The 26,284-nt window shown below is 46.1% G+C and carries 30 protein-coding genes and 1 tRNA gene; 24 read left to right on the forward strand and 7 right to left on the reverse strand.

From position 1 onward, the window contains the following. Window positions 1-123: 123 nt before the first annotated feature. The gene (locus MsAg5_RS05190; protein ID WP_338099562.1) at window positions 124-1,371 is read right to left on the reverse strand and encodes a 3-isopropylmalate dehydratase large subunit; all 1,248 of its coding nucleotides are present in this window, start codon (window positions 1,369-1,371) and stop codon (window positions 124-126) included. Window positions 1,372-1,431: 60 nt separating this feature from the next. Beyond that, the gene (gene rnz, locus MsAg5_RS05195; RefSeq protein ID WP_338099563.1) at window positions 1,432-2,352 is read right to left on the reverse strand and encodes a ribonuclease Z; all 921 of its coding nucleotides are present in this window, start codon (window positions 2,350-2,352) and stop codon (window positions 1,432-1,434) included. Window positions 2,353-2,444: 92 nt separating this feature from the next. On the opposite strand from rnz, the gene nth reads away from it, so the two are divergent. From nth to MsAg5_RS05295, 20 genes are all read left to right on the forward strand, one after another. After that, window positions 2,445-3,365 (forward strand): endonuclease III, encoded by a 921-nt coding sequence (gene nth, locus MsAg5_RS05200; protein WP_338099564.1) that lies wholly within the window; start codon window positions 2,445-2,447, stop codon window positions 3,363-3,365. Window positions 3,366-3,754: 389 nt separating this feature from the next. Next, window positions 3,755-3,982 (forward strand): hypothetical protein, encoded by a 228-nt coding sequence (locus MsAg5_RS05205; protein ID WP_338099565.1) that lies wholly within the window; start codon window positions 3,755-3,757, stop codon window positions 3,980-3,982. Next, window positions 3,979-4,215, forward strand: a complete 237-nt coding sequence (locus MsAg5_RS05210; protein ID WP_338099566.1) for a hypothetical protein — start codon at window positions 3,979-3,981, stop codon at window positions 4,213-4,215. Before MsAg5_RS05205 ends, MsAg5_RS05210 begins: the two co-directional genes overlap by 4 nt. A gap of 70 nt (window positions 4,216-4,285) precedes the next feature. Next, window positions 4,286-4,456 (forward strand): hypothetical protein, encoded by a 171-nt coding sequence (locus MsAg5_RS05215; RefSeq protein ID WP_338099567.1) that lies wholly within the window; start codon window positions 4,286-4,288, stop codon window positions 4,454-4,456. A gap of 9 nt (window positions 4,457-4,465) precedes the next feature. Next, window positions 4,466-4,759, forward strand: a complete 294-nt coding sequence (locus MsAg5_RS05220; RefSeq protein WP_338099568.1) for a hypothetical protein — start codon at window positions 4,466-4,468, stop codon at window positions 4,757-4,759. 426 nt (window positions 4,760-5,185) lie between these two features. Beyond that, window positions 5,186-5,389, forward strand: a complete 204-nt coding sequence (locus MsAg5_RS05225; RefSeq protein ID WP_338099569.1) for a hypothetical protein — start codon at window positions 5,186-5,188, stop codon at window positions 5,387-5,389. Between the two features lie 44 nt (window positions 5,390-5,433). Next, complete coding sequence (locus MsAg5_RS05230) at window positions 5,434-6,042, forward strand: hypothetical protein (protein WP_338099570.1); 609 nt, start codon at window positions 5,434-5,436, stop codon at window positions 6,040-6,042. A gap of 2 nt (window positions 6,043-6,044) precedes the next feature. Continuing rightward, window positions 6,045-6,194 carry a hypothetical protein gene (locus MsAg5_RS05235; protein WP_338099571.1) on the forward strand — a complete coding sequence of 50 codons (150 nt, stop codon included), beginning with the start codon at window positions 6,045-6,047 and terminating at the stop codon, window positions 6,192-6,194. 141 nt (window positions 6,195-6,335) lie between these two features. Further along, complete coding sequence (locus MsAg5_RS05240) at window positions 6,336-7,064, forward strand: hypothetical protein (RefSeq protein ID WP_338099572.1); 729 nt, start codon at window positions 6,336-6,338, stop codon at window positions 7,062-7,064. Between the two features lie 98 nt (window positions 7,065-7,162). Then, window positions 7,163-7,471 (forward strand): hypothetical protein, encoded by a 309-nt coding sequence (locus MsAg5_RS05245; RefSeq protein WP_338099573.1) that lies wholly within the window; start codon window positions 7,163-7,165, stop codon window positions 7,469-7,471. After that, entirely contained in the window at window positions 7,472-7,969 is a 498-nt protein-coding gene (locus MsAg5_RS05250; protein WP_338099574.1) for a hypothetical protein, read from the forward strand. It abuts the gene before it with no gap. A 17-nt stretch (window positions 7,970-7,986) separates the two neighbouring features. Beyond that, complete coding sequence (locus tag MsAg5_RS05255) at window positions 7,987-8,409, forward strand: hypothetical protein (RefSeq protein ID WP_338099575.1); 423 nt, start codon at window positions 7,987-7,989, stop codon at window positions 8,407-8,409. After that, window positions 8,409-8,795, forward strand: coding sequence for a hypothetical protein (locus tag MsAg5_RS05260; RefSeq protein ID WP_338099576.1), 387 nt, complete (start codon window positions 8,409-8,411; stop codon window positions 8,793-8,795). Before MsAg5_RS05255 ends, MsAg5_RS05260 begins: the two co-directional genes overlap by 1 nt. A gap of 10 nt (window positions 8,796-8,805) precedes the next feature. After that, entirely contained in the window at window positions 8,806-8,934 is a 129-nt protein-coding gene (locus MsAg5_RS05265; RefSeq protein ID WP_338099577.1) for a hypothetical protein, read from the forward strand. Then, window positions 8,931-9,521: a hypothetical protein gene (locus MsAg5_RS05270; protein ID WP_338099578.1), complete on the forward strand. Its 591-nt coding sequence runs from the start codon at window positions 8,931-8,933 to the stop codon at window positions 9,519-9,521. The genes MsAg5_RS05265 and MsAg5_RS05270 overlap by 4 nt, the downstream gene beginning before the upstream one ends. Next, entirely contained in the window at window positions 9,522-10,085 is a 564-nt protein-coding gene (locus tag MsAg5_RS05275; protein ID WP_338099579.1) for a hypothetical protein, read from the forward strand. It abuts the gene before it with no gap. Window positions 10,086-10,089: 4 nt separating this feature from the next. Beyond that, a complete protein-coding gene (locus MsAg5_RS05280; RefSeq protein ID WP_338099580.1) occupies window positions 10,090-10,299 on the forward strand; it encodes a hypothetical protein in 210 nt (69 codons plus the stop codon). A 310-nt stretch (window positions 10,300-10,609) separates the two neighbouring features. Continuing rightward, window positions 10,610-10,879 (forward strand): hypothetical protein, encoded by a 270-nt coding sequence (locus MsAg5_RS05285; RefSeq protein WP_338099581.1) that lies wholly within the window; start codon window positions 10,610-10,612, stop codon window positions 10,877-10,879. Window positions 10,880-10,940: 61 nt separating this feature from the next. Continuing rightward, window positions 10,941-11,543 (forward strand): tyrosine-type recombinase/integrase, encoded by a 603-nt coding sequence (locus MsAg5_RS05290; protein WP_338099582.1) that lies wholly within the window; start codon window positions 10,941-10,943, stop codon window positions 11,541-11,543. Between the two features lie 6 nt (window positions 11,544-11,549). Next, entirely contained in the window at window positions 11,550-11,876 is a 327-nt protein-coding gene (locus tag MsAg5_RS05295; RefSeq protein ID WP_338099583.1) for a hypothetical protein, read from the forward strand. A gap of 122 nt (window positions 11,877-11,998) precedes the next feature. On the opposite strand, the gene MsAg5_RS05300 is transcribed toward MsAg5_RS05295, so the two are convergent. Further along, a tRNA-Gly gene (locus MsAg5_RS05300) sits at window positions 11,999-12,070 on the reverse strand. A 765-nt stretch (window positions 12,071-12,835) separates the two neighbouring features. Here MsAg5_RS05300 and cbiQ point away from each other — a divergent pair. The 3 genes from cbiQ to uvrA all read left to right on the forward strand — a co-directional run bounded on the left by cbiQ (window position 12,836) and on the right by uvrA (window position 18,925). Further along, window positions 12,836-13,624, forward strand: a complete 789-nt coding sequence (cbiQ, locus tag MsAg5_RS05305) for a cobalt ECF transporter T component CbiQ (RefSeq protein ID WP_338099584.1) — start codon at window positions 12,836-12,838, stop codon at window positions 13,622-13,624. A gap of 132 nt (window positions 13,625-13,756) precedes the next feature. Beyond that, the gene (locus MsAg5_RS05310) at window positions 13,757-15,184 is read left to right on the forward strand and encodes an energy-coupling factor ABC transporter ATP-binding protein (RefSeq protein WP_338099585.1); all 1,428 of its coding nucleotides are present in this window, start codon (window positions 13,757-13,759) and stop codon (window positions 15,182-15,184) included. A 648-nt stretch (window positions 15,185-15,832) separates the two neighbouring features. Continuing rightward, window positions 15,833-18,925, forward strand: coding sequence for an excinuclease ABC subunit UvrA (gene uvrA, locus MsAg5_RS05315; RefSeq protein WP_338099586.1), 3,093 nt, complete (start codon window positions 15,833-15,835; stop codon window positions 18,923-18,925). On the opposite strand, the gene MsAg5_RS05320 is transcribed toward uvrA, so the two are convergent. Next, the gene (locus MsAg5_RS05320; RefSeq protein ID WP_338099587.1) at window positions 18,915-19,097 is read right to left on the reverse strand and encodes a hypothetical protein; all 183 of its coding nucleotides are present in this window, start codon (window positions 19,095-19,097) and stop codon (window positions 18,915-18,917) included. The genes uvrA and MsAg5_RS05320 overlap by 11 nt on opposite strands. 207 nt (window positions 19,098-19,304) lie before the next feature. Here MsAg5_RS05320 and MsAg5_RS05325 point away from each other — a divergent pair, with 207 nt between their 5' ends. Continuing rightward, window positions 19,305-20,222, forward strand: coding sequence for a DUF7847 domain-containing protein (locus tag MsAg5_RS05325; RefSeq protein ID WP_338099588.1), 918 nt, complete (start codon window positions 19,305-19,307; stop codon window positions 20,220-20,222). 558 nt (window positions 20,223-20,780) lie between these two features. Here MsAg5_RS05325 and MsAg5_RS05330 read toward each other — a convergent pair. The 3 genes from MsAg5_RS05330 to MsAg5_RS05340 form a co-directional block, all read right to left on the reverse strand. Then, window positions 20,781-23,153, reverse strand: coding sequence for a heavy metal translocating P-type ATPase (locus tag MsAg5_RS05330; RefSeq protein WP_338099589.1), 2,373 nt, complete (start codon window positions 23,151-23,153; stop codon window positions 20,781-20,783). Between the two features lie 304 nt (window positions 23,154-23,457). Continuing rightward, complete coding sequence (gene hmgA, locus MsAg5_RS05335; RefSeq protein ID WP_338099590.1) at window positions 23,458-24,711, reverse strand: hydroxymethylglutaryl-CoA reductase (NADPH); 1,254 nt, start codon at window positions 24,709-24,711, stop codon at window positions 23,458-23,460. Between the two features lie 631 nt (window positions 24,712-25,342). After that, the gene (locus MsAg5_RS05340; protein ID WP_338099591.1) at window positions 25,343-26,239 is read right to left on the reverse strand and encodes a bile acid:sodium symporter family protein; all 897 of its coding nucleotides are present in this window, start codon (window positions 26,237-26,239) and stop codon (window positions 25,343-25,345) included. Window positions 26,240-26,284: the final 45 nt, after the last annotated feature.

Raw genomic sequence — 26,284 nt, forward strand, 5'->3', positions numbered from 1 at the left:
CTGGAAACTGGAAACTGGAAACCAGAAATTACAAAAATAAATTAACTTATAATATAACTTAAAGTTATAAAATAATTAAGCTTACAAATAATTTAATCAGTCAAATGGTTTTACAAAACATTTTTACAAAACCTCGCGCGGGTCTGTAATTTCGCCGGTAATGGCCGACGCGGCCACCGTTGCGGGCGAACCCAAGTAAATGTTGCCGCCCTTGCCCATCCGTCCCCGGAAATTCCGGTTGGCGGTCGACAAACAGTTTTCGCCTTCCGCAATCACGCCTTGGTGAGCGCCGAGACACGGGCCGCAGCCGGGCGTAATGAAACTGACGCCAGCTTTGACGAGCGTTTCAAAAATGCCGGACTCGATTGCGTCGAGCAAAACCGAGCGCGACGCCGGTGTTGCAATCGTCCGGACTTTGACGGTTTTTCCTTTGAGAATATCAGCGGCGACCGCCAAATCTTCCAGGCGCCCGTTGGTGCATGTCCCGATAAAAGCTTGGTCGATCGGCGTTCCGACGACTTTTGAAATCGGCGCCACGTTATCGACTTCGTGCGGACAAGCGATTTGCGGCTCAATGTCGGCGGCGTCAAAATGCCTCTCAGAACAATAAACGGCGTCAGCGTCGGCGTAAACCGGTTCAAAATCTGCGGCTGCCCGACCCTTGAGATATGCAAACGTTTTTTCATCCGGCGGAACAATGCCGGCTTTCGCGCCCATTTCAATCGCCATGTTGCACATCGTCATCCGGCCGGCCATGGAAAGATCGGAAACCGCATCGCCGTAATACTCGACGGCTTTGTACGTCGCACCGGAAATGCCGGTTTTTCCGATCAGATAAAGCGTGAGGTCCTTCGCATAAACGCCTTTTTGAAGCGTCCCGTCGACGGTCATTTTGATCGTTTCGGGAACCCGGAACCACAATTTTCCGGAAGCAAAAATTTCCGCCATATCGGTGGCACCAACGCCGGTTCCAAACGCGCCGAACGCGCCGTAAGTACAAGAGTGAGAGTCGGCGCCGATAATCAGTTTTCCCGGAAGGGCGAATCCCTTTTCCGGCAAAACTTGATGACAAATGCCTTCGCCGCCTTCATAAAAGTTGGAAATACCTTGTTCTTTGACCCATTCCCGCGTGCTTTTTTGAAGCAGCGCCGCCACTTCCGTGCTGGCCGGAACCAAATGGTCGAACGGAATAATGATTTTGTCGGCGTCCCAAACCTTTTGAACGCCCATTTCCCGGAAAGAACGCAGCGCCAAAACGCTGGTTCCGTCGTGCGCCATCGCATAATCAATATTTGCCGACACAAAATCGTTGGCCGACACGTCGCCGCCGGAGGCGCGGCTGAAAATTTTCTCGCTGATCGTTCCTTGCATTGCAATTCCACCAAAAACTTGACTTGATTATTGAAAAATGAAATTAAAAAAAAACTTAATTTACTCATCGCGGTTTTTAACGTCGACTTCCATCAAATCTTCCGCGATTGCCACGTCTTCAAACTCTGTTTTCGCTTCATCCAAAACCGGCGCGACGTCATCCGAGAATCGCTGACTGATGTGCGTCAGAACCAATTTTCGGACGTCGTATTTTTTCGCCAGGCGCGCAGCGCTTTTGGCAGTCGAATGCGCCCATTCGTCTGCGTTTTCTTTCATATCTTCCGTAAACGTCGCTTCGTGAATCACGACGTCGGCTTCCTGCGCTTCATAAAAGAAAAAGTCGGTTGCGCGCGTATCGCCGCTGTAAGCAATTTTAATCCCGGGACGCATGGGACCGACCACCATTTCCGATGTGATTACAGTGCCGTCGGGAAGCGTCACGCTTTGCCCGTTGTGCAATTTTGAAAAGTTCGGACCGGGATTGACGCCGAGTTCGACGGCGCGGTCTTTATTGAACCGGCCGGGACGTCTGTTTTCTTCCAAAACAAAACCGAGCGCCGGACGGTCATGATCGGCGCGGACAGCTTTGACGGTGTAGCCGTTGTATGAAACAACGTCTCCCGGAGACAGTTCTTCCACTTTTAACGGAAATTTCAGTTTGTGCATGCCGAGTCTTGAAAAAGCGTCCATGATTTCGTAAATACCGGACGGCCCGTAAACGGCGATTTCCTCGGTTTGGCCCAAAAACGCCAACGTTTGAAGAAGTCCCGGCAGACCCAAAATGTGGTCGCCGTGAAAGTGGGACAGAAAGATAGAGTGAAGCTTCATCATGCCGGTTTTGGCGCGCATCATTTGCTGCTGCGTGCCTTCGCCGCAATCGAAAAGAATCATCTCCCCGTCCCTGTTCAATAAAATGGAAGACGTGTTTCTTTCTTTGGAGGGAAAGCCTCCCCCTGTTCCGAGAAATACAATTTTAATCATTTGACGTTTAAAAAGACACAGGAATTATTTAAATTCATTCAAATCAATCTATCCGAAATCTATTGTTTTCATATTGTTTTCATGGTGAGAAAATGGCAGCAGCAAAAAAATCAACGACGGCAAAAGAACCGGCAAAAGCGGAAACGACGAAAAAAACGGCAGCGATTTCGAAGAAAGCGGCGGCGCAACCGGTCAAAGAACAAAAGCCGGCTCCTAAAACCGAAACAAAAAAGACAACAACCGGCTCTTCCGCAAAAACAGCAAAACCAATAAAGCCAACAAAATCTGCACCGAAAGCAGAAGTTGCCCCTGTTATTTCAAATTTGAAAAGCAAAACCTATCCGCTTTCATCTCTTCCGACGTTCCCGATTTCCAAACGCCCGGACAACCGGAAAAACTTCAACGCCATTTGGGAAATTTTAAGCCAAGTTTATCCGAAACCGGACATCGAATTGGATTTTAAAACGCCGTTTGAATTGCTGGCCGCCACCATTATGTCGGCGCAATGCACGGATGTTCAAGTCAACGCCGTTACCAAAGTCCTTTTCCCAAAATACCCGACAATTCAGGATTATGCAAACGCCAACCCGGCCGTTTTTGAAAAAGAAATTTATTCCACCGGATTTTACCATACCAAGACCAAACATATTATCGCATGCGCGCAAATCATCATCAAGGAATACGATTCTAAAGTACCGGACACGATGGCGGAACTCGTCAAACTCCCCGGCGTCGGCCGAAAAACCGCCAACATCGTTTTGGCGCGCGGATACGGCATTATTGACGGCATCGCGGTCGACACGCACGTGAAGCGGTTGTCCAATAAGCTCGGGTTCACGGAAAACGAAGATCCGGAAAAGATTGAAAAAGATTTGATGAAATTGGCGGACAAAAAAGATTACGACGACCTGTCGCTCACCCTCATTTTCCACGGACGCCGCGTTTGCAACGCCCAAAGACCAAAATGCGACATTTGTCAAATTCAAGAACTCTGCCCGTCAGCATTTTTGTAAAAACGATTGCGATGCGCGGCGAAGCACGCGCCATCGCCCACATTTTTAAAAAGAATAACAAAAAAGGTAAATGAAATTTTGAAAAAAAGAGAAGAAAAACCGAGATTTTAGGAATAAAAGTGCATCGTTCGGGATTCGAACCCGAACGATGTACACTTTCTTACAAGCCAAAACCTCGATAAAAAGCATATCAATCGAAGCCATAGACACATAGAACAGCGAACTTCGACTTTCCGCTTTTATGGTTGTTAGCGGGCAACCAGAGCGGTTTTGTTATGTCAAGATTATTTTTCATCTATTTATAGCTATCTTTTTATACTACAATTTTTAATCAGTAATTAATCACGCTTAGCGGCGTGATAATTAGCGAAATAAGGATGTAGACACATATGCAAAATATACCAAACAGCGCAGCGGATATAAATTCGCTCATAGACTTTATTGACGAATACAGCTCGTCATGCACAGCAAACTACGAATCAGACTTGGCACAAGCTGCAAAATACAAAAACGCAGCTGCAGAGTTCGAAAGCGACGCCAAATACTGGGACGATGAACGCCAAAAGGCGGCAGCAATCAGAGTTATTCTCTGCGAAAAAGCGGAGGTGGCCGAATGAGCCTTGTTAAAATCAAAATCGACCTACATGAAGAACAAGGAGGCATTACCGGCGCCTGTATTTCTTTCAAAGCAAAAGAAATGACAGTAGAAGAAGCGGAAAAAGTAGAAATCGGCTTGGGCGCCCTCGTGATGTCTAAATTCATGGTGAACGAAGCAAAAAAACAAGAAGCAAAACGAGCCAAAAAAGGCAAAAAGCAAGACGAGGATAAGCAAGATGTCCCGACAGCTTGATTTTCGCTATATTTTGGCTAAAAACGAGTGTATCCGGCGTAGAAAAGTAAACTCTGAACAGATACGAACCTTGTGCAGTCTAAACAAGCGCGAGCAAGCCAGACGGCTTATGAAAAAGATTGCAGAGGACGAACCGGACAAATTCGTATACACTGCAGAAAAAGGGAGAGTCTTTCTCTCCCGAATCTACAGCCCGGACGACGATCAGAACGACAACGACGATGAAATAGACGAAGACTAATGACGGATTATGCAACAAAATCCGGCCGCGCCAGAAAAAAAGCCGGGTGTAATTGTAACAAAATACGGTGACGAAATCGTAACGGAAGAACGCCAAAGAATCCGGATTTTGGTCCGCGAATTAAATGCCGGTCGGGAAGGATTTACCATTCCGGAACTTCAAGAACGCCTTGGATTCGCAACGTATGCCGGCGCCAAGAAGTTTGCCAAAAACATAAGCAAAAACAACCCGGAACTATTCCGTTATGAAAGCCCGACAATAACACTACCGGCACACATCATTTTCAAAAAACAAAAATTCTAAACGACAAAAGACGATGAAAATTTTTCCTCCGGATTTTCATTGTCTTCTTTTTTTTCAAACTTGACTATACTCGGTATAGTCATTTTTGCCTTGACTATACTCGGTATAGTATGCCGTCCATTACTGTTCAGGTTTCCAGTGGAAACGCGCTTACCAAGAACCGTAAAACTCTTTTTAAAATCCGACTATACCGAGTATAGTAAATCAAAAAAAGGCACGCTGACCTTAAATATCAATGATTTTGGGGTCTCACCCTCAAAAGATAAAAATAAAGAAAAAACGTAATCAAAAGAATTAATCAATAGCAATATAAAGAGCGCCGACCGCGCGCCCTTTTTATTTTTAAAAAAAAGGTTTCACCTATTTGCCTACCCCTTTACGTGAAACAAGATAATAAAGGTTTCACCTATTTGCCTACCCCTTTACGTGAAACACAAATGTGCGGCCGCTTTTTGCGGGCAGCTGCCGGAACGGCAGCCGCAAAAAGCGGACGCGGTGCGCGTTCTTCCTTCGCCGGGGGGACTGGCCCCCGGCTCGGCGCGCCCCGCATTTATTTGCCCCGTTACGTTTAGGGATTTGCCCCGGCCGGAACAGGCCCGTAAATGTACCTGCAAAACCAACAACGGCTAAGGCAATGTAAAAGTAATTATACACTAAACGGCAAAAATACACGCATGGAAGCCCCCAAAATGAAAATTGCAACCGTTTTGAGAACCTGTAAAATTTGCGGCGGCCAGTATAGCAGCCGCGGAATTTTGAACCATGAGCGGGCGTGTGCGGCCCGCCAAGCTGTAGCCGATACAACCCCCACCCCGCCGGCAGAACCCCCCGAACCGGCAAACCCGGAGTTAACTCCACCCAACCCTGAAAATGCTCAACCTGACACGATAGAACAGCCACGAATAACACCTTCACCGATACCGGCACGGCTTGACCCCGTGCCGGCACCGGTTCAAACAGAAGAAAAAAGAGATACAGTAGAGACCATGGACGAAATTGAAACTCTCTCCGGAGACACGATAAAAATTATCCGCGACGTTGCAAAAACGCCGATAGTAGAACAAATTGCACCGTCGATCCCTTACGAACTGCAAGCCACTGAAAATATAAAATCCATTTTACAAACCCCGGGAGTTCCGGAACTGATCCAAGCCGGCGCCAACTTGGCCGAAGCAATAACCGATCGGATCATTAACGGCCCGAAAAATAAACGGTCCGCCGCCGAAGACGATCCAAACCCTTTAGCGGACTTGAGCTTGGAAGAAGCGAAGAGGAGGTTCTGACATTGATAATTAAAATTTTCGGCTTGAATATAGATCCGATTTTAGAAGTCCGGAAACGAATTGACGGCATTTCCGATACGGATTACATGGAAATGAGAGAAGACATCATCACCATCATCGAAGAACAAGACAAAAAACGATTCGGGCGATAAAATGACACACGAAAGAGCACTTTTTTTATATGCAGCCGCGATAGTTTCAGCTGATCGTATAATCATTTCAGAATTACGGGCCGAAAATGAGGCACTAAGATTTGAAATTGAACAATTAAAAACTAAAAAATGGTGGCAATTTTGGAAACCATAAAAGAGTTGACGCCGGACGAAATCCGAAAAATTACGGACGAATTTCACACTTTAGGCGTCGTCGGCGAAAAAGGAAGCGGTAAAAGCGTTTTAGGTGCAATGTTCGGCGCTGCAGCCCCGGTCCGTACATTTGTTTTCGATATGCTCGGCGTGTATAACCCGGACAATAAATTTAAAACTGCAGTTATTCCGGGCATGGCCTATTATCCGTCCCCCGAATCGTTTATTCAAAATTACGATAAAACCGCAAAAAAACACGTCATCAGCTTTGAAAACGTCGAACTTGACAACTTAGTACAAGCGGTAGACATGGTCTGCGAATTCATCATCGACAAAGTTAAAAAAGACGGCATAGAAACCGAAATCATAGCCGACGAAGCGGCCGACTTTGTTCCGGAAGCCGGCAAAATTTCAAACAAATTCCACATTTTAACCAAAAACGGCCGGAATTGGGGCATACGCCCGGTTATCTTTTTAACTCAACGGCCGCAAAGCGTCACTAAAAAGATTTTTGAACTTGCAGACGGAAACTTCCTTTTCGGCCAATTAGGCGAAAACACACTGGACAGAACCGTTTCAATGACAAACACCCGTGATCCGGACGAAATGAGAACGCTATTGAGAGAACTCCCGCCCCGACATGTCCTATTCGTCCACAAAAACGAAATTCAACCCTACAAAATTCCCACTTATAAAAACGCATTCAAGCAACGTTGACCAATACTATCCACACTTCCTCCTTTTTAAATAAAAATAGGATAATATTCCCCTTGCACGTAAAAAAACAAATTTACTGTGCAAGGAGAATACTCAAAATGGGAAACTTACCTGATACAAACGTCACAAACGGAAAAGTCGGCCTCGGTACAATTGCCGCGGCCGCCGTTGTAAAACCCATCCTCGAAGCGGCCTTAAAACCGATCGTCGGCGATGCAAACATTTTGTCCGCTGTTACCAAAGGCGCCATTGCCGTTATTGGCAGTGAAGCGATTGGCGGCACTGTCGGCAACGTCCTCGGCATTGCCGAAGGAATGGACGCGGTTGAAGACGGCTTGGCCGTTTTAGGCCTCGGCTCCAAAGTCCAGCTTTTGGCTGCAACCAACAACGCTGCGGAGGCGTTCTAAATGCCGAGAATGGGAGACGGAACGAAAGTCCGCATGACGAAAACCGACCCGCAAGGCGAAGCAAACATCGTTGTAAAAGAATACAACATCTCGGTTGACTTCCCGGAAATCGCCGAAACCACACCGACCGAACGCCAGTTCATGGAACTTGAAGCTTTAAACGGCGTTTTGGAAGAATCGGACCGGTTCCGGATCGAAATCTACAATCCCGGTACCGCAATTGTCAATTTGGATCCAGTTACTTCAAAAATCAGCATTCCGTACCGCTTGCTGAACAACAAACTCAAAACCACATCAAACCGGGTTATGACGTTGAACGATTTGGACATCTCCAAAGCAGCCATTCTGGCCGGCACAAAAGTCCCGCTTTACCCGAGACAATGGACCAACATCGGCGAATACACAGTGTACCCGAAAACCACGTTTAAATTGGGCCACACAACCGCCGGCGGCCTTGACAAAAACAACGACCGGTTATTGATTGTTCCGTACGTGTAACCGGAGGTGATCACCTCATGGTACACGAACTGTTAATCACAATGAGCGGCCAAAACGCCGTTAAAGAACTGCAACCGGTTGAAATATACCGGCTGCTGTACAACGGCAACCCGCTGCCGGACAGTACTTTGTCAACAAGCTTGCCGTTTTTCGGTTGTAAAATCTTCAATCAAAGCAGCCAAAACGCGTATGCATATTTCAACAACGGGCGGGACAAAGGCGATGTTATCGACGCCGGCCGGGAAAGAATCTGGGAAGGATTCTCTCTTTCCGACATTTACATCCAAAACGTCGGCGACGACGTAATCCCGCGCGACAAAATCAAAGTCACGATTTACAGTGACCACGCAAGCATTTTACGGTACTTGGAACTGCAGGCAATTGAAAAACGGATCGGAAAAGAACTACTCTCAAAAAGCTTAGTCGGAGGCGGTGTTTAATGGTTTTTGACTTCAAAAAATTAGTCACACAAAACATCAAAAACACAAGCGGAAATACGCTCACTCAAACTCTGGCCCCGCAGCTGAACATCAAAGACGCTATTAACCTTTCCACAAATTCGACAACGGAAAGCTACAGCGACCAACGGCAATATTTCAAAAACATCACCACAACCACAAACTACAGCCCTATTTTCGCGTTAAATTCTTCCGGCATTTCCGGAAACCCGGCAATTTCCCCGGCCGTGAGTACAACACCCACGACGACAAACAAGACGGAAGGCGGCAGCGCCGGAATTAACCCGAATATGGTAATTATCGGAGCGGTTGCATGTGTTGCTGTAATTGTCGGATTGCCGCTCATTGAAAAGGCCTTAAAACCGTAATGAGGAGAATATGAAAAATAAAGAAAAACCGATCACAAAGAAATTTAAATTCAAATGCGGCAACTGCGGAAACTCTGAAAAAGCCCCGTTTAAGAAATGCCCGGCCTGCGGTAAAAAAATCATCGGATGGTCGGAATGAAAAAATCAACCATGATTGCCGGCGGAATATTGGCCGCAGCCGTGGTCATCGGCATTGCCGCCGGCAGCACTAAACAAACAAACGAAGACTTCATCGGCGGTGGCGGCGGTTACGGCGGCGGCGGAGATATGTCCGGCTGGATTGACGGCATTTTCAACGCAATGCAACCGCAAACCACCACTGAAGAAGAATTTATTCCCGCTGCAGCCCGCAGCAGCCCGCTGATCGACGTCCGGACAACTTTACCCGGAGCTGCGAATTATCTTAACTGGGGCCCGCTGTACGGCGGCCAAGGCCAACACGGCGGAATAGGTATCAACGGCACAAACAACCTCAAAAGCACCGGCCTTGGCGACGGTAAACCGATCGGATTTACTGCAGAGACCGGCGGCGGTGGTTTCAGCAACCTCTACAGTGCCCCGACAACCACCGGAAGCGGCGGCAACAGTGGAGGCGGTACAGGAAGCAGCGGCGGAGTCGGAAAAGCTCAAGTCGTCGACATCCGGGCAACGATGAACGGCGCCTTCAAAAACATGTACGGCGGCTACAAAAAACCGTCCGGCCCGGGCGTAATGGGGATGGGCTAAATGGGAGTAACGCCGCAAAGCTACACAAAATCCGACGTTCAAGGCGGGTTAGACGCAGATAAACCGCCCCACCCGCTCGCAAAAGAGATTTACATAGCAACCGACACGCAAATCCTTTACATCTGCTTTGAAGACGACGTTTGGACCGGACAGCCTATCCCGGTTCAAAATCCGTTAAGCACCGATTCAGACGGTGTTTTACGTTATAACGGAACACCACTCATTCCGGTATCATCGACAAAAAGCGGCACAGAGGCAGGAGTTACTGGCCAAGACTGGTATGAACATTTAGCCGGCCAAATTGGTTACATGTCTCAAGCGGACTATAACGCCCCCGCAAACGGCTTCACAATCGGAATGAGAATGACTGACGCTGCAGGAAATGTCCTCGATGAATGGCTGCAGTCGGTATCCGGCCGGACGGCTTCAATCCCCGGGGACATTATGCAGCGCTTCGCAAAAACAAAAACAAGCAACAAACTGTATGTCCGAAACTATAGATTCACAACGTCGGGGGCTATCACTCTTACATACTCGGAAACGGCAGCATTTGTCAAAGTCTAAGGAGGTGAAACAAATAACAGAAGACGAAAATAAAAAATTCCACATCGGTAAGGAGAACATCAAATGGTTGCTGTTTGCCTTCATCTTCGCACTCGGCTTTTTAATCAGCGCAATCTTTCCGGAACAGGCCGAACAGGTCTACAACATTTTAATGGGCCTGATCGGATTTCTCGCTGGCGCAGCTCACTTTTGGCTTTCTCATCCGTTGCCTTAAGTAACCACCCGAATCCGGTCTTTTGGCCGGATTTTCTCTTTTTTCCGCCGGCGGAATTGGCACATTTTCCACTAAATCCGGATCCGGATTTTTAGGCATATTTTCCACTTATCTCCCGGATGAAATTAGGCATATTTGCCAAATGTGACGCCGGCATTTCTGGCAAATCTTCCAATTCGTTTCGGGCGCAGATAAAACCGCCTACCTATGCGTTTGATACTGTTTTTATCCCATTTCCGTACACTTTTTGGCTAAATTTGCGCCGGTGGAATTGGCATATTTGCCACCAAATTTATATAGTTAAAGCTATATGGAATATTTGCCAATTTGTGGCCAAGGTGATAAAATGAAATATATTAGCGGAAAAGTGTACGAAGACGACGAATATAATAAATTCATGGCTAAGCGTAACGAATTAAAAGAATTATTGACATATATTAGAGAAAATCACGACCGGGATAATTCATTACCGAAATCATTTTACAAATACATGTCAGAGGTTTTAAAATACACACCGGACGAAATTGCCGAACAAACCGGGTATGACCATTCCGGCATCAGGAAAGCGTTAAAGTCTTAACGCTTCCTTTTTTTTCAACATTGTAACTTTTTATTTATATAATTGAGGTGATATTTTGATTTTGGATAATCAGATAGCGGACGCTTTCTACGTTGACATGATTAACCGGAATTTGGAAAAAAACACGGCAAAACAGTATTCCAAAATCGTTTCCCGATACCTAAACATGACCGGCATGAAACAATTCCTGAAAGGCGCCGGCTACCAAAAATATAAGCCGTTCCTTACCGTTTTTCTGGAACATACTCGGGCAATGAAACACAGTTATTCATACACAAAAACGCAATTCACAGCCATTAATAACTTCTTCATGTACTTGATTGATGAGGATTTTGTAGACCATAACCCGGTCCCGCAGTTCCGCGCCAGATACGTGAGAACCTACAAAGCTCCGGAACCGGCTCCAAAAAAACAATGTACTCCGGCGGAAATAAAACTCCTCGTCGATACGGCGCCGCACCTGCTCTGGAAGACCATAATTTTGCTGTACGCAGTTACGGGCCTCCGGAGAGAAGAACTCGTCTCCCTGAACATCGGCTGCATTGATTTTGAAAAGAGAATTATTCACGTGCCGCCGCACAAAAAGCGCACAAATTGCAGAGTTCCGGTAACGGACGAGGTCTTGGGATTTATCCTTGACTATTTGGAAATCAGAATAGATTAGGGCCACATGCTGCTTGACGAAGATCCGGTCTTTCTTGGAATCACATGTAAAAACAGAATCGGCGGAGAACAAATCAGATTAAACATGAAGAAGATCGGATTGAAATGCGGGCTGCATATTGAAAACGGCCGCAGCGACGAACGGATCATACCCGGGGCAATGCGCCACACGTTCACGAATAACATAAAAGAGTCCGGCTTAAATCCGGATTATGTGGCCGAATTAAGAGGCGACAAACGGGACAAATCTCAAGACGCGTATTACAGAATCAATACTGTACGACTCATTGAAGAATATGATAAGCACGCGTTGACACTTGCTGAAGTGTCCTAAAAGGGACAGTTTTCTCTGCGACCGGCGCAAGATCCGGGCGCAAAAATAGCACAAAAAGGAAAGAGTATAAAAAGCTATCGAAAAACAGAACGGAGGTAATGAGATTTTGACTTATAAGAAAGTGCATCGTTCGGGATTCGAACCCGAGTTTGCGGCTTGGAAGGCCGCAGTCATAGCCGCTAGACCAACGATGCAGGTTGTAAAAGATCAAAAATCTGATTCAGGAAAGCCCGAATCAAGCATGTCAAAAAGAGATTGATTTTATATAAATATTTTGGTAATCGGTTTTTTCAAAACTGAAAAACAATGGCTGCCTCAACACTAAAATTTTGTAAAAATATGCTTGGTAATTGAAGATGTCAAACAAACCATCCCGCTTAAACAGACGCTTTGCGTCTGTTTAAGCGGATATCACGTAGCGGGAAGGTGCAATCGGAAACTGCGGGGGAAATACCGAACAAAGCAACAACTGTATTGTTAGAAACTGAAAGGTGCAAATCGGTACCAAGAAACAAGTGTATTGTTGGAAACAGTAGATGCAAAATGAAATTTAAAAATAGTCAACTGTGATGCAAATTAAAATCTAAAAGTAGTGAACTGTAGATGCAAACTGAAATCTAAAAATAGTTAACTGTAGGTGCAAACTGAAATTTAAAAATAGTTAACTATAGGTGCAACCCGATAATAAAAATCGAATAAACCGGCACAGAAAATATAATTTTGCAAAACAGTTACTTGAACTTTGGAAATTGAAATATATTTTCGGAACATTATTTTGAGAAAAAATGACAATTTTTTTTAACAACCATTTTTTATTTATGTCAACTCTTCTCTTTTTTTGAACACTTGACATTTCCGGATATCATCAAGTTTTAATACAATCAAAAGCTTCTTTACTTGAATATTATTCTATTTTAAAATTAAATCAAGTTCAACGCTCATTTTGCCCGGTGTAAAATATGGTGACCAATCTGGATGATATTGCGCTTTTGAGTCCGCTCAGGTACAAAAATACATCCTTGAAACTGTTTTTGGTCATTTTCGGGCTCCTGACCGGTCTTTTGTCCGACACGCCGCTTTTACCGCTTTTCATCGCTGTTTGCATGATTGCGGCGACGATCATTTTCGGGAAAATTCCCGTTAAATTTTATTTCAAACTGTTTGCGGCGCTGCTTGGATTCGCGCTGATCAGCTGTATTATTTTGTTATTCTTTTCAACCGGCGAAGACAGCCCTGTTCTGTGGTCGATTGACATTTTGTGGTGGACATTTTCAATCACGACCGCCAGTCTCAACCAAGCCGTTTTGGTCTTTTCAAGAACAATCAACGGCCTTGCCTGTATTTTCTTTTTATCCATGACGACGCCGATGCTTGAAATGTTTTCTTATTTCAAACGCGTCTCCTTCCTGGACGTCTTTATCGAGTTGGCGATGCTGATTTACCGTTACATCTTCGTCTTTTTGGAAACGGCGATCAACATCCAATCCTCTCAGAAAATGAGGTTCGGTTACAAAGGTTTTAAAAACAGCATCCGATCACTCGGAATGCTTGTCGGAACGCTGTTTGTTCAAACCCTTGAACAGGGCGACAAACTCTATTTATCTATGAATTCGCGGTGCTACACAGGAAAATTGCCGTTTTACACGCAAAAATATAAAATTAAAGCGACGGACGCTGTCCTTTCCGTTTTATTCATCGGGGCGACAATTGTTGTTTTCATTTACACAAGAGGCTATCAATTCTTTTAATTCATAATCTAATTCAGTCTAATCAATTCGTTTAATCAATTCATTTAACCAATTATTCAGTCTAATCAATTTATTTAATCACATTCGGCTCATTCAATTGACTTTTAAATCATTCATAGAGGGACATTTTTCATGATGATCTTAGAAACGCAAAACCTGGAATACAGTTATCCGGACGGCACAAAAGCCATTGATAACGTTTCCATTCAAATTCCGGCCGGCGAGAAAATCTCGTTTGTCGGGAAAAACGGATCCGGAAAGTCCACTTTGTTTTTGCTTCTCAACGGCACTTTCAAACCCAAAAAAGGAAAAGTGCTTCTCGGCGGTCAAGAAATTTCATATTCGTCGTCCGGACTCCTTGATCTTCGAAAACGCGTTGGGATCGTGTTTCAGAACTCTGACGACCAAATCATTGCGCCGACGGTGTATCAAGATATCGCATTCGGCCCCTCAAATTTGAATTATAAAAGAGAAGAGATCGACAAAATCGTCAACAAAATGTTGGACTACTTCGGCCTTCAAAGCCTGAAAGACAAGCCGCCTCACCATTTGAGCGGCGGGCAAAAGAAACGCGTCGCCATTGCCGGCGTTCTGGCCATGGATCCGGACGTCATCATTTTGGACGAGCCGCTTTCCAATTTGGATCCGGTCGGTGCGGATGAAATTTTGGATATTTTAAACGAACTCAACCATTCCGGAAAAACCATCATCATTTCCACGCACGACGTGGATTTGGCGTACAAATGGTCCGACCGTGTTTATTTGATGTCGGGCGGCAAATTGATCGACGAAGGCTCGCCGAAAAATGTGTTTTCAAACGAAGAACAAGTGAGAAACGCCTCCCTCAAAAGCCCGGTAATTTTAGACTTTTACCATGAACTCGAAAAGCGCTGGCTCGCCACCGGCGGGCAGCAGCCGAAAGATATTCCGGAATTGGTACAGCTTCTCCATAAGATTGATTTGATGCGCGTCGACGTCGGTCCGGATACCCGCGTCGGCGAATGCGTGAATTTAGGCGTTCTGTACCGGGATTATTCCAAAGACGGGATCTATGAAGCCGTCAATTCCCGCGTCCTTTGCAAAAACGATGACGGAACCGCTGTCGTTGAAGTGAACCGCCGGGTGCTCAAACCGGGTATCATTTGCGTTTACAACATGGAAAGCTATGACAAAGACGAATATGCGCAAATCGTTTCGGAATACGACATCAATTTCATCGGTGCGATGGGAAAACGAAGCAAAGAGCGCGCGGAAGAAGAAGGCATCGAAATTGTCTGCAATTCCGGCGTCATCGACAAGTCCATCCTCAATGCGCTCACCGGAAACCGGTGTTTGATTTTAACCAGCCAAGGCATGGTGGAACACACTTCCAAACGCATCCGGGATTATATTAAGAAAAGCGGCATTCGTTTGTCTTTCCATCCGGTCGGCAAGAGTGCGGCGGAAATTGAGGAAAATACGAAAAAACGGGATGAAGTTTCAAATTCGGATGTCATAAAAAACGAACCGCCGGCAGATATTTACGACCACGGTGTCGACGATGAAGAAACGTGCGGCTGATTTGTCAGTAATTTGATTTGATAGTAATTTAAATCGGTGTTTTCAGCTGAATTCATCGATCTGTTTTTATTATTATAATCGTGCAAACCACCCCGCAAAATCAGACGCTTTGCGTCTGTATTTTGCGGAATCCGATTGCAAGATACATTCTATTTTTAGGTACTGATTGCACCTGCTGTTTCCAACAATACAGTTGTTTCTTGGTACCGATTTGTATCCCCGGTTTCCAACAATACAGTTGCTTGCCTAATCCAATTTGCACCTACAGTTTACGATCTAAATTGTATCTGTTCGCGGTATCCGTAAAATACAGATGCTTTGCATCTAATTTTACGGGTTGGTTTGAATGATTTGAAAAATAAAACGGCTCCGATTTTATTCAAAATTGTTTAAAAGACGCCACATGCTTAAAAACCGCAAAAGAAAAAAGTATCGCCATAACGCGCGCGCAGTTGCCCGCCAAAAATACAATGGAAACAGAGGTGTTTTCCTAAAAATACCGCCAACAAGAGAATACTTTCACCGTGCAGTAATTAGGTTTTTATGTAACCTCTTAATTGAAAGACATATCTTATTACATTTCATCTAAAAATAACTTATAACTCAAAAATTAGATTCAACCGATGAATCTCCGAAAACAGGATCCTTATGAAAGAACTCATGATTAAAGGTGCCCGCGAGCACAATCTCAAAAATATTTCCGTCAACATTCCCAAAGACCGCCTGACCGTTATCACCGGCGTTTCCGGTTCCGGAAAATCGACGCTGGCGTTTGACACAATTTACGCCGAAGGCCAGCGCCGCTATGTGGAATCGCTGTCGTCTTACGCCCGGCAATTCTTGGGACTGATGGATAAACCCGACGTCGACAGCATTGAAGGATTGTCGCCGGCAATTGCCATCGAACAAAAAACGACGTCCAAAAATCCCCGCAGCACGGTCGGAACCGTGACCGAAATTTACGATTACTACCGCCTTCTGTTCGCCCGGATCGGAACGCCGTATTGTCCGGAACACAACCTCAAAATCGAATCGCAGTCGCCGGAAAAAATCGCCGACCTTGTGTTTACCGAATTTGAGGGCATGGTGACCGTTTTTGCGCCGATTGTCCGAAAAAAGAAAGGAACATACCAACAGCTGATTAAAGATTTGAACGGCGAAGGCTTCACCCGCGTCCGTGTCAACGGCGATATTTATCGCACAGACGAGGAAATCGATCTGGAACGGTATAAGATGCACGACATCGACATTGTGATCGACCGCATCGACGTCGACGACGAAAACGAACGCTCGCGTTTGGTGGAAGCCTGCGAAAAGGCGACCGCAAAATCCGGCGGACTCGTTTACGTCAACGGAAAGCCGAATTCATTCCGCAAGGACGGCAAAGAAACAAAAGGATTGTCGCAAAAAGTGATCCGGAAAAACGCGGATCTTGATGATGCCGGCAGCAGTTCAAAGAAAAAATCCGGATCCGATGCCGACGTTTTGATAGAGGTAACGTATTCATCCAAAATGGCTTGCCCCGAATGCGGTCTTTCGTTTGAAGAACTTCAACCGCGTATGTTTTCATTCAACAGTCCGTTCGGCGCCTGTCCGGAATGCAACGGCCTCGGCATTAAAATGGAATTCGACGAAGACATGCTGATTCCCGACAAAACCTTGTGTTTGGCGGAGGGCGCCGTCGCCGTTTACCGGAATTTTTTAGACGGCTACCGCCAGCAATATTTGACGGCCGTCGCCAAGCATTACAAATTCTCGCCCATGACGCCGATTTGCGAATTAACGGAAAAGCAATACAATGTCCTCATGTACGGTTCGGATGAAAAAATTAAATTCGAAATGGGCGCAAACGGCGGCGACGTCACCTACACGTCCACCAACTACTGGGAAGGCATTTTGCCACAATGCATCCGTCTGTATTCGCAAACGGAATCGGACTACAGGCGCCAGGAACTGGAAAAATTCATGAAAGTGTCCAAATGCCAGAAATGCGGCGGCCAGCGCTTAAATGACAAAGCGCTGTCGGTCAAAATTGACGGCCGCAACATCATCGACGTGACCAAAATGTCCGTCGTCGAATCCATTGAATTTTTCGATACGGTGCCGCTCACCGACAAGCAGCAAGAAATCGCCGCACTGATTCTCAAAGAAATCCGCGCCCGCCTGAACTTCTTAAATCAAGTCGGCATCGGCTATTTGACGCTCTTCAGAAACGCGGGAACACTGTCCGGCGGCGAAGCGCAGCGCATCCGTCTGGCGACGCAAATCGGATCAAATTTGACCGGCGTTCTTTATGTCCTCGACGAGCCGTCGATCGGGCTTCACCAGCGCGATAATCAAAAATTGATCGACACCCTTCGCCATTTGCGCGACCTCGGAAACACGTTGGTCGTCGTCGAACACGACGAAGACACAATTGTGAGCGCAGATTATGTGATCGATATGGGCCCGGGCGCCGGCGTCACCGGCGGACACGTTGTGTCCGCAGGAACGCCTGAGGAAATCGAAAAGGATCCAAAGTCGCTCACGGGTCTTTATTTGTCCGGCAAAGAAAGCATTACGCTGCCGGCGACACGGCGCATCTCGGACCAGTTCATTCGCCTGTCCGGCTGCACGGAAAACAATCTCAAAAACGTGACTTTGGAAATTCCGATGGGCACGCTCACAGTTGTTTCCGGCGTTTCCGGTTCCGGAAAATCGACGCTCGTTTACGACACGCTTTATCCGGCGCTCATGAAAGAAGTCCACAAATCAAAAATGGAAGCCGGCGCGTACAAATCTTTGGATTTGGACATCCCGGTCGACAAAGTGATTGTGATTGACCAGGACCCGATCGGCAAAACGCCGCGCTCGAACCCGGCGACCTACACTAAGATTTTTGACCGCATCCGCGACATCTATTCGGAAACAAAAGAAGCAAAAGTCCGCGGCTACGCCCCCGGCCGGTTCTCATTCAATGTGAACGGCGGCCGCTGCGAAGCGTGCCAGGGCGATGGTTTGATCAAAATCGAAATGAACTTCCTGCCCGACGTTTACGTGGAGTGCGAAGAATGTAAAGGAACGCGCTACAACAAAGAAACGCTGGAAGTCAAGTACAACGGCAAATCCATCGCCGAAGTCCTCGACATGACCGTTGCGGAAGCGCAGGAACACTTCAAAAAGGTGCCGTTCATCCACGACAAACTCGACACGCTTTCCCGCGTGGGTCTTGATTACATCAAACTCGGCCAAAGCTCGACGACGTTGTCCGGCGGCGAAGCGCAGCGGATTAAACTGACGCGCGAACTGTCCAAGAAAGCAACCGGACGAACCGTTTATCTTTTGGACGAGCCGACAACCGGTCTTCACTTCCACGACGTGAAAAAACTGATTTCGGTTTTGAACGACTTGACCGACATGGGCAACACTGTGATTGTGATTGAACACAACCTTGACGTGATCAAATGCGCCGACCACATCGTTGACATGGGACCCGAAGGCGGCGACGCCGGCGGAAAGATTATTGCGACGGGAACGCCCGAAGAATTGGTTACCAATAAAAAGAGTCATACAGCAGCTTATTTGAAGAAAACGATGGACAAATCGACCTATGCGGAATCGGTTGCCCCGGCCCCAAAAAAGAAAACGGTCAAAGCGGCAAAAACAGAAAAGGAAACGAACACAAAAACAGCAAGCGTTAAAATTGAAACGCCGGAAAAAGAAACCGTGAAGAAAACCGGAAAAGCCGCCGTTAAAAAATGACGGCGTTTTTACTTTTGGATGGAATGAAAAACCGGATGCGGTCAATCGTTGAATGGCGGCGGTTGGCCGATAATGCCGGTGCTTCATTTTTTTGTTTTTCTTTAGTTTTCTTTATTTTTTTTTGTTTTTCTCGTTTTTGATATAACAATTTATTTTTCAATTTTTTTTCCAATTTTAATTTTTTGAATGTTATTTTATTTGTTCATTCTTATTTTTGAATTTCATAATCATCAGACTATACTTCAATATTTTTAAATAAAATCAGAACAATTTCGAACACATCATAGGAATCAATTTGGTTTCTAATTTCGGGGTTATCTTTTTGGTTTTTTGAATCCTTCCAAGTTATTTTTAAAAATTCAAGATTGAGGAGTTTATTATGAGTGAAAATTTAATGGACACGCTCTCAAAGGGTTTTTCCCATTTTTCGAAAAATCCGATATTGTGGGCGCCGATTCTTTTAATGTTCGGCGTTATGTTTATCGTCTTATTTGCACTGATCATCGTATTGACACTTGCATTCGGGATTGCTTTTTCATCAGTGGGCTTGGGTGAAATGAGTCTTTACTTAATCCTTGTTCTCATCCTGTCCGGAATTGTGGTCCTCGCCGTTACGTCTTATTTCTCCGCCGGTTTGACCGGTATGTGTAAAGAAATCGAAGTTTCCGGCAAGACGTCATTTTCCGATCTGGCGAAATACGGCAACAAAGCCTGGGTACGCGTCTTTCTTTCGACATTGCTGATGGCGGTTATATCAGCGGTCTCAATTATCTTTATGATTCCGGCCATTGTCAGTTTGGCAAATGCAGGCATTACAAATCAAATGTGGTTGGACGCCATGAATGCCTCCATTGCCGGAAATCCGTTGGCGTTTGAACAAATTGCAACGACAGCCGTGGAAGCCGCAGCGTTTTCGTTTATCGGCGGTCTTTTACTCATGCTGGTTTACATGCTGATCGTCATGTTTGTGTTTTACTTTATGGAATATGCCATCGTGATTGATGATTTATCCGTGACGGCAGGCATTAAAAAATCATGGGAGTTGTTAAAGACAAGAGCCGGCGACGTCATTGTGTTTATCATCGTCGTCAGCGTGATTTCCTGGTTAATTTCAATGGTTTCGTATTTCATTGCGGAAATCTTGGCGGCCAGCGTGATTTTGTCATTGATCGGCATGTTGGTGACTTTAATCCTTGACATTGCCATCATCATTTTGACAACAATTTGGGCGGTTCGCAAATATTTGGTTTTGACCGAACAGCCGCTGCATGAAGAAGAAGATTTACTTTCGTACTAAAAAATTAATTTTAAAAAAGAATGAACGCGGACACCGATATTGGTGCCTGCGTTTTCATTTTAATTTTTTGGATTAACGCGTTCTCATTTTATATTTCAGCTTGCATCTACTGTTTCTGTATTTAGATTTCAGTTTACACCTACAGTTTCTATTTTTAAGTTACAATTTGCACCTACAGTTGACTGTTTTTAGATTTCAGTTTGCATCTACCAATTCTAACAATACAGTTATTTCTTGTTCCGGTTTTCAGCAGCCGGTTTCAACAATACAGTTATTTCTTGTTCCGATTTTCAGCAGCAGGTTCCAACAATACAGTTGGCTACTTTTCTCATTTTTGCATTTGCTGCCACCAATTGCACCTTCCCATTCTGCGGTATCCGCTTAAACAGACGCCAAAGGCGTCTGTTTAAGCGGGATGGTTTGCTTGGATTGAAAAAATAAAAAAAAGTGACCCTGAAATTATGAAAATTAAAAAGAAGGGAACGACAACTTTCGTTGCCGTCTCCAAAAAAGTGTCGCCATAACGCGCGCGCATGCCGCCCGCCAAAAAAATCAGTTTCACTTTTCCTTGTATTTCATCATCCGGGCCGCATTCAAAACCGCAATCATCGTGACGCCCACGTCCGCAAAAACGGCTTCCCACATATCGGCGACGCCGACGGCGCCGAGAACCAAGAAGATGGCTTTGACGCCGAACGCGAAGAGAATGTTTTGCCAAACAATTCGTGTCGTCTTCTTAGAGATTTTCAGCGCAGTCACCAGCTGAGATGGCTGTCCGTGCATCAAAATCACGTCGGCGGCTTCCAGCGCGGCGTCCGAACCGATGCCGCCCATCGCCACACCGATGTCGGCGCGCGCCAAAACGGGCGCGTCGTTGATCCCGTCGCCCACGAAAACGATTTTGTCGCTTTTGTTTTTCGCCCGGCTTTCCGCCTCGATTTTTTCCAAAAAGTCAACCTTTTGATTCGGCAAAAGCTCGCTTTCAACGCGGTCAATGCCGATGTAGGCCGCACAGGAGTCGCCGACATTTTTCTTGTCGCCGGTCAGCATGACAACATTGACGCCGAGCTTTTTCAAGTCGGCCACCGTTTGTTTGCTGTCGTCCTTGACCGCGTCCGAAATGATAATCTGTCCGGCAAAAACGCCGCCGATCGCAACCAAGACATGCGTTTGAACGTCGCCGGCGTCAAAAGCGCCCAGCGTCTTCGGGTTTTCCGGAATCGAAACGTTTTCCTGACGCAGCAACTTGCCGTTGCCGACCAAAATGGTTTTTCCGTCCAGTTCCGCCGAAACGCCCAGACCCGAAAATTCCGTGTGTCCGGACACGTTTCCAAAAGGCGCCGCATTCTCTTTTTGATAGGCGCGGACGATAGAGAGCGCAATCGGGTGCGTTGAGAAAGACTCAACCGTGGCGGCAGCTTTTAAGATATCATCTTTGGAAAAGCCATTCTCCGGCTCGATTTTGACGACCTCGAAAACGCCTTTGGTGAGCGTCCCTGTTTTATCGAAAATAACGGTGCCCGCATTGTTGAGACCTTCCAGATAGTTGCTTCCCTTGACCAGAATACCGTTTTTGGACGCCGCGCCGATGCCGCCGAAATAGCCGAGCGGAATCGAAATAACAAGTGCGCACGGACATGAAATCACCAAAAACACAAGTCCGCGGTAAATCCAGTCCTCAAAACTGCCGCCCAAAACAAGCGGCGGGATAAAGGCAATCATGGCCGCCAAAATAACGACAGCCGGCGTGTAATAGCGCGAGAATTTGGTGATAAACTTCTCCGTCGGCGCTTTCTTGGCGGCGGCGTTTTCCACCATTTCCAGAATTTTGGAGACGGTCGAGTCCTCAAACGGCTTTTCGACCTCGATTAAAAGCGATTTGTTTTGGTTGACCGAGCCCGACAAAATGGAGTCGCCGGGACGCATGGTTCTCGGAACGGATTCGCCCGTCAGCGCCGATGTGTCGACCAAAGATTCGCCGGAAATGATTTTGCCGTCCAGCGGCACTTTTTCCCCCGGTTTGACGAGAATCGTGTCGCCGACGGACACGTCGTACGGCGAAACCCGCGTAAAGGCGTCGCCTTCTTTTGCTTTCAAATTGGCGTATTCCGGCCGAATATTCATGAGTTCCGTAATGGATTTTCGGGATTTTTTGACGGCAGCTTCCTGGAAAAACTCGCCGACTTGATAAAAAACCATGACAGCAACAGCTTCCGGAAACTCGCCAATAATGAAGGCGCCCAGCGTTGCAATCGTCATAAGGAAATTTTCATCAAAAAACCGTCCTTTGGAAATGTCCCGAACGGCGCTGAAAACAACGTCGCCGCCGACCAAAATGTAAGCGATGACAAAAATACCAAATTCAATCACATAAGAGAAGTGAGAGATTTCAGGGGCAGCCGTATCCAGAACGTGAAGAAAGTGAAGAATCATGCCGATGAGAAACAAAACCGTACCGGCGCCGATTCGAATGAATTTCTTCTTGTCGACCAATTCAAAAAAACGGTCAACTTTGGATGGATTTTTGGCTGATTCTTGAGGAGAAGTTTCTGCCGAATCATGCAAACTTTCGACAACAGACAACGATTCACTTTTGTTTGCCGATTCAGATTTGACTTTATTGACGTTATTTTGTCCCAAACTAATCACAGATACGGACGACGGTGTTTTTGCCGGCGCCGGACGGGATTGGAAAGAGCCGCCTTTTTTCTTTTCAATGACTTTCGTCTCCGGCTCAATCGACCGAACGATTTTTTCAATTTCCGGCAAAATATTGCCCGAATAATCATCATCCAGTTCAATGATGAGCGTCGTCGTCATGAAATTGACAACGGACTTGGAAACGCCGGACAATTTTGAAACGGCGGACTCTATTTTATTGGCGCAATTGGCGCAGCCCAGCCCGTCCAAATAGTATTCTTTTTTGACCATTTTAATTCTCGTGGATTAAATTTGAATTTCATAACTATTTTTAAAAAAGTATTACGAAATAGTCATTAAATTGAATACTATATAAACATGTTGAATTTGAGTAATATTTTTAAAATGAATCGTAACATTAATTCAAACTTTCAAAATCAAATTATAATAAGTATATAAAGGATACCGAATACCATCAAAGGAAAAGAAAAATCAAAAACTGAAATGAAAAAAATGAAAAAAATGAAAACAAAAATAAAAAGGGAAAAAGGAAAACTCAAAACATAAAAAGAAAAACGGGAATCCCGTTTTTCAATTATCTTCCAAGCTGGGCATGCGCGCGCGCGAGGTGCCCCGCCGCCTGAGCCGCCACCAGCGAAATTTCGCCGGCCAAAACGGCAGCCGCGACAATTTCGGAAAGCGCCAGCGCGTTTTCGCCCGGAATTTTTCCGGCGCCGGCCACGCCGAGCATTTTAAGGCATTCCTGCTGCGTCGCAATCGACGTGCCGCCGCCGACGGTTCCGACTTCAACGGCCAGCATCGTCACCGAACAAACCAAGTTGCCGTCAGCGTCCAAATCCATTTCCGTGACACACAAACTGCCTTCAACGACGTGGGCGGGGTCTTGTCCGCACGCCAAAAAGATAGCGGCCACGATGTTGGCGGCGTGCGCGTTAAAACCAAGAGAGCCGGCCCGCATGGATCCGAGGAAATTTTTCCGGTAATTGACGTCAAACATCGATTCCGGCGTACATTTCAGCGTTTCGCGGACAAAAGAGGCATTGAGGCGCGCTTCGGCAATCACGGTTTTGCCGCGGCCGAGAATTGCGTTAATTGCCGACGGTTTTTTGTCGGTGCACATGTTTCCGGAAAGAGAAAGACATTCAACGCCTGTTTCTTCCGCAATCGCTTTGGTGATCGCTTCGGACGCAATCGTAATCATGTTCATGCCCATCGCGTCTTTCGTGTCAAAACCGATGCGGAGGTGAATGTTGTTGCCGCTCACGAAGGGAACGATTTCCAGCAGTTCGCCGAACCGCGTCGTCGCGTCCGCCGTCGCTTTGAGTTTATCGAACGTTTCCGGCAATGAAATCCAGTCGTAGAATTTTTTGGTGTCGTCCAAATTGTCAAACTTAAAAACAGGTGCGCGCGTCATCATATTTTTGAACACGCGAACGCTCACGCCGCCGGATTTCGCCATAATCGAACAGCCGCGATTGACGCTGGCCACCAAGGCGCCTTCCGTCGTCGCCAGCGGTAAATAGTAAACGCCTTTCGCGTAATCGCCGTTGATCGGAATTTCGCCGGCGACGCCGAGCGGCAATTGAACGGCGCCGATCATATTTTCAATATTTTTCTTGCCGACCGATTCGACATCAAAAGTGTATGTGCCGACATGATCCAAAGAAACATCGCGTTTGGATTCCAAAAACGCGCGCCGAAGTTTGGCCGAATCGTCCTTGCCCAAAAAATCCTCGATTTTGCGAAGAGAAATTTCCCCCGAAACCATCTTTTTCAAAAGAGCCTGCTCTTCATTTGTCAGTTTTTCCGTCGTCGACATACTTTTCATCCTGTGATTATTGAATATTTATAGAATTATTATTTATGAAAAATATCTAAATTCATAAAAAGGTAATGGAACAAAAGCCAAATCAAAAAGCAAAACAAAAAACAAAATGCCTGTTTTGATGACTTTTGAAAAAAGTGATTGCCGTAACGCGCGCGTGGCGGCGGCGCACACAAATGCAGCCGGCAAACAGCATCTGTCCCAAATGTGATCCCGCAAGTTCCGAACTCTGAACGCCGAAGGCGTGAAGAGGGCGGAACTTGGCGGATTACTGTAAAATGAAAATAGAAACAGAAATAAAGTTAACAGCACCTACAGTTCACTATTTTAAAATTAAAATTTGCATCTACAGGTGACTGTTTTTAGATTTCAGTTTGCATCTACTGTTTCCAACAAGACACATATTTCCGGATCCGATTTGCACCTTATTGTTTCCAATAATAGTTGTACTGCAGAGTGGTATCCGTAAAATACAGATGCTTCGCATCTGATTTTACGGGACGGTTTGCTTGATATTTACAAAAAACATCCCTTGATTTTAAAAACGCAAAAAGAAAAAAAATATCGCGATAACGCGCGCGGCGGCGGCGCCAAAAAAGAAAAGCAGCAGGTAAATACCTGCTGACAGAGATATTTATTTGGACGCGGCCGATTCCCTTGTCGCTCCTGCACCGCCGTATTTTTTCATCAACAGAGCGGCCGGAATCGTAAAGACCAAAATGATCACGACATAGGTCATCAGGTACGGCGTCAGGTTGTAGGCGGCGAAAACGGATGCAGACAACGACATGGCCACACCGAAGTTTTTGGCAATCGTAATCATGGACACGGTTTTCTTCTCCAGCTTGTTGCCGATCGTCAAGAATCCCGTCAGGAAGTTGAGAACCAGAATCAACAGGAACACGAGAGCGGCCAAGAGACCGACTTCGATGATGTTGTTGATGTTGGGCACCAAGTAGGAAATGATCACGCCAACCAAACCGATATTGGACAGAACAGCCAGCGGCTTTCTCACTTTGTCGGCCCAGGCGGGTTTCGCACTGTGCAGAATCAAACCGATCGCCATCGGAATCAGCACCAAAATGACCAAGTTGACAATGATGGACACCGAATTAATTTCCACATCTCCGGGCAGGAAAATGTGGGACGAAAACGGAACGATGAAAACGACCGCAATCGACAAAACCGCCAACAAAGCGATTGACATCGGCTCGTCGCCTTGCGCCAGCTGGACATTTTTCGGACCCGCCGGGGCGCCGGCAATCAAATTGATGAGAATGGCCGTGAGCGCCACCGCTTGGTAGGTGGGACCCAGCTGCGTCTGAAAGATCTGCGTGATTAAAACCGCAATGATCGGACTTAAAACCAGGTTGATGACAAGGGCGGAAATGAGCACCTTGGGCATTTTGAACGACTTAAAAATGTCGTGAATCGTCATGGTCGTTCCCATTTCAATCATCGTCGCGTAAACGAAAAAGATGAGCAAAAAGGGTTGGACGGAAACCAAAAAGGCATTGATTTGATCGATCATACAGATTCCCCTGCATATTGATTTTGAGATTTATTGATTAATTGA

Origin of the sequence: Methanolapillus africanus (genome assembly GCF_032714475.1) — an archaeon.
Taxonomy (GTDB): Archaea; Halobacteriota; Methanosarcinia; order Methanosarcinales; family Methanosarcinaceae; genus Methanolapillus; species Methanolapillus africanus.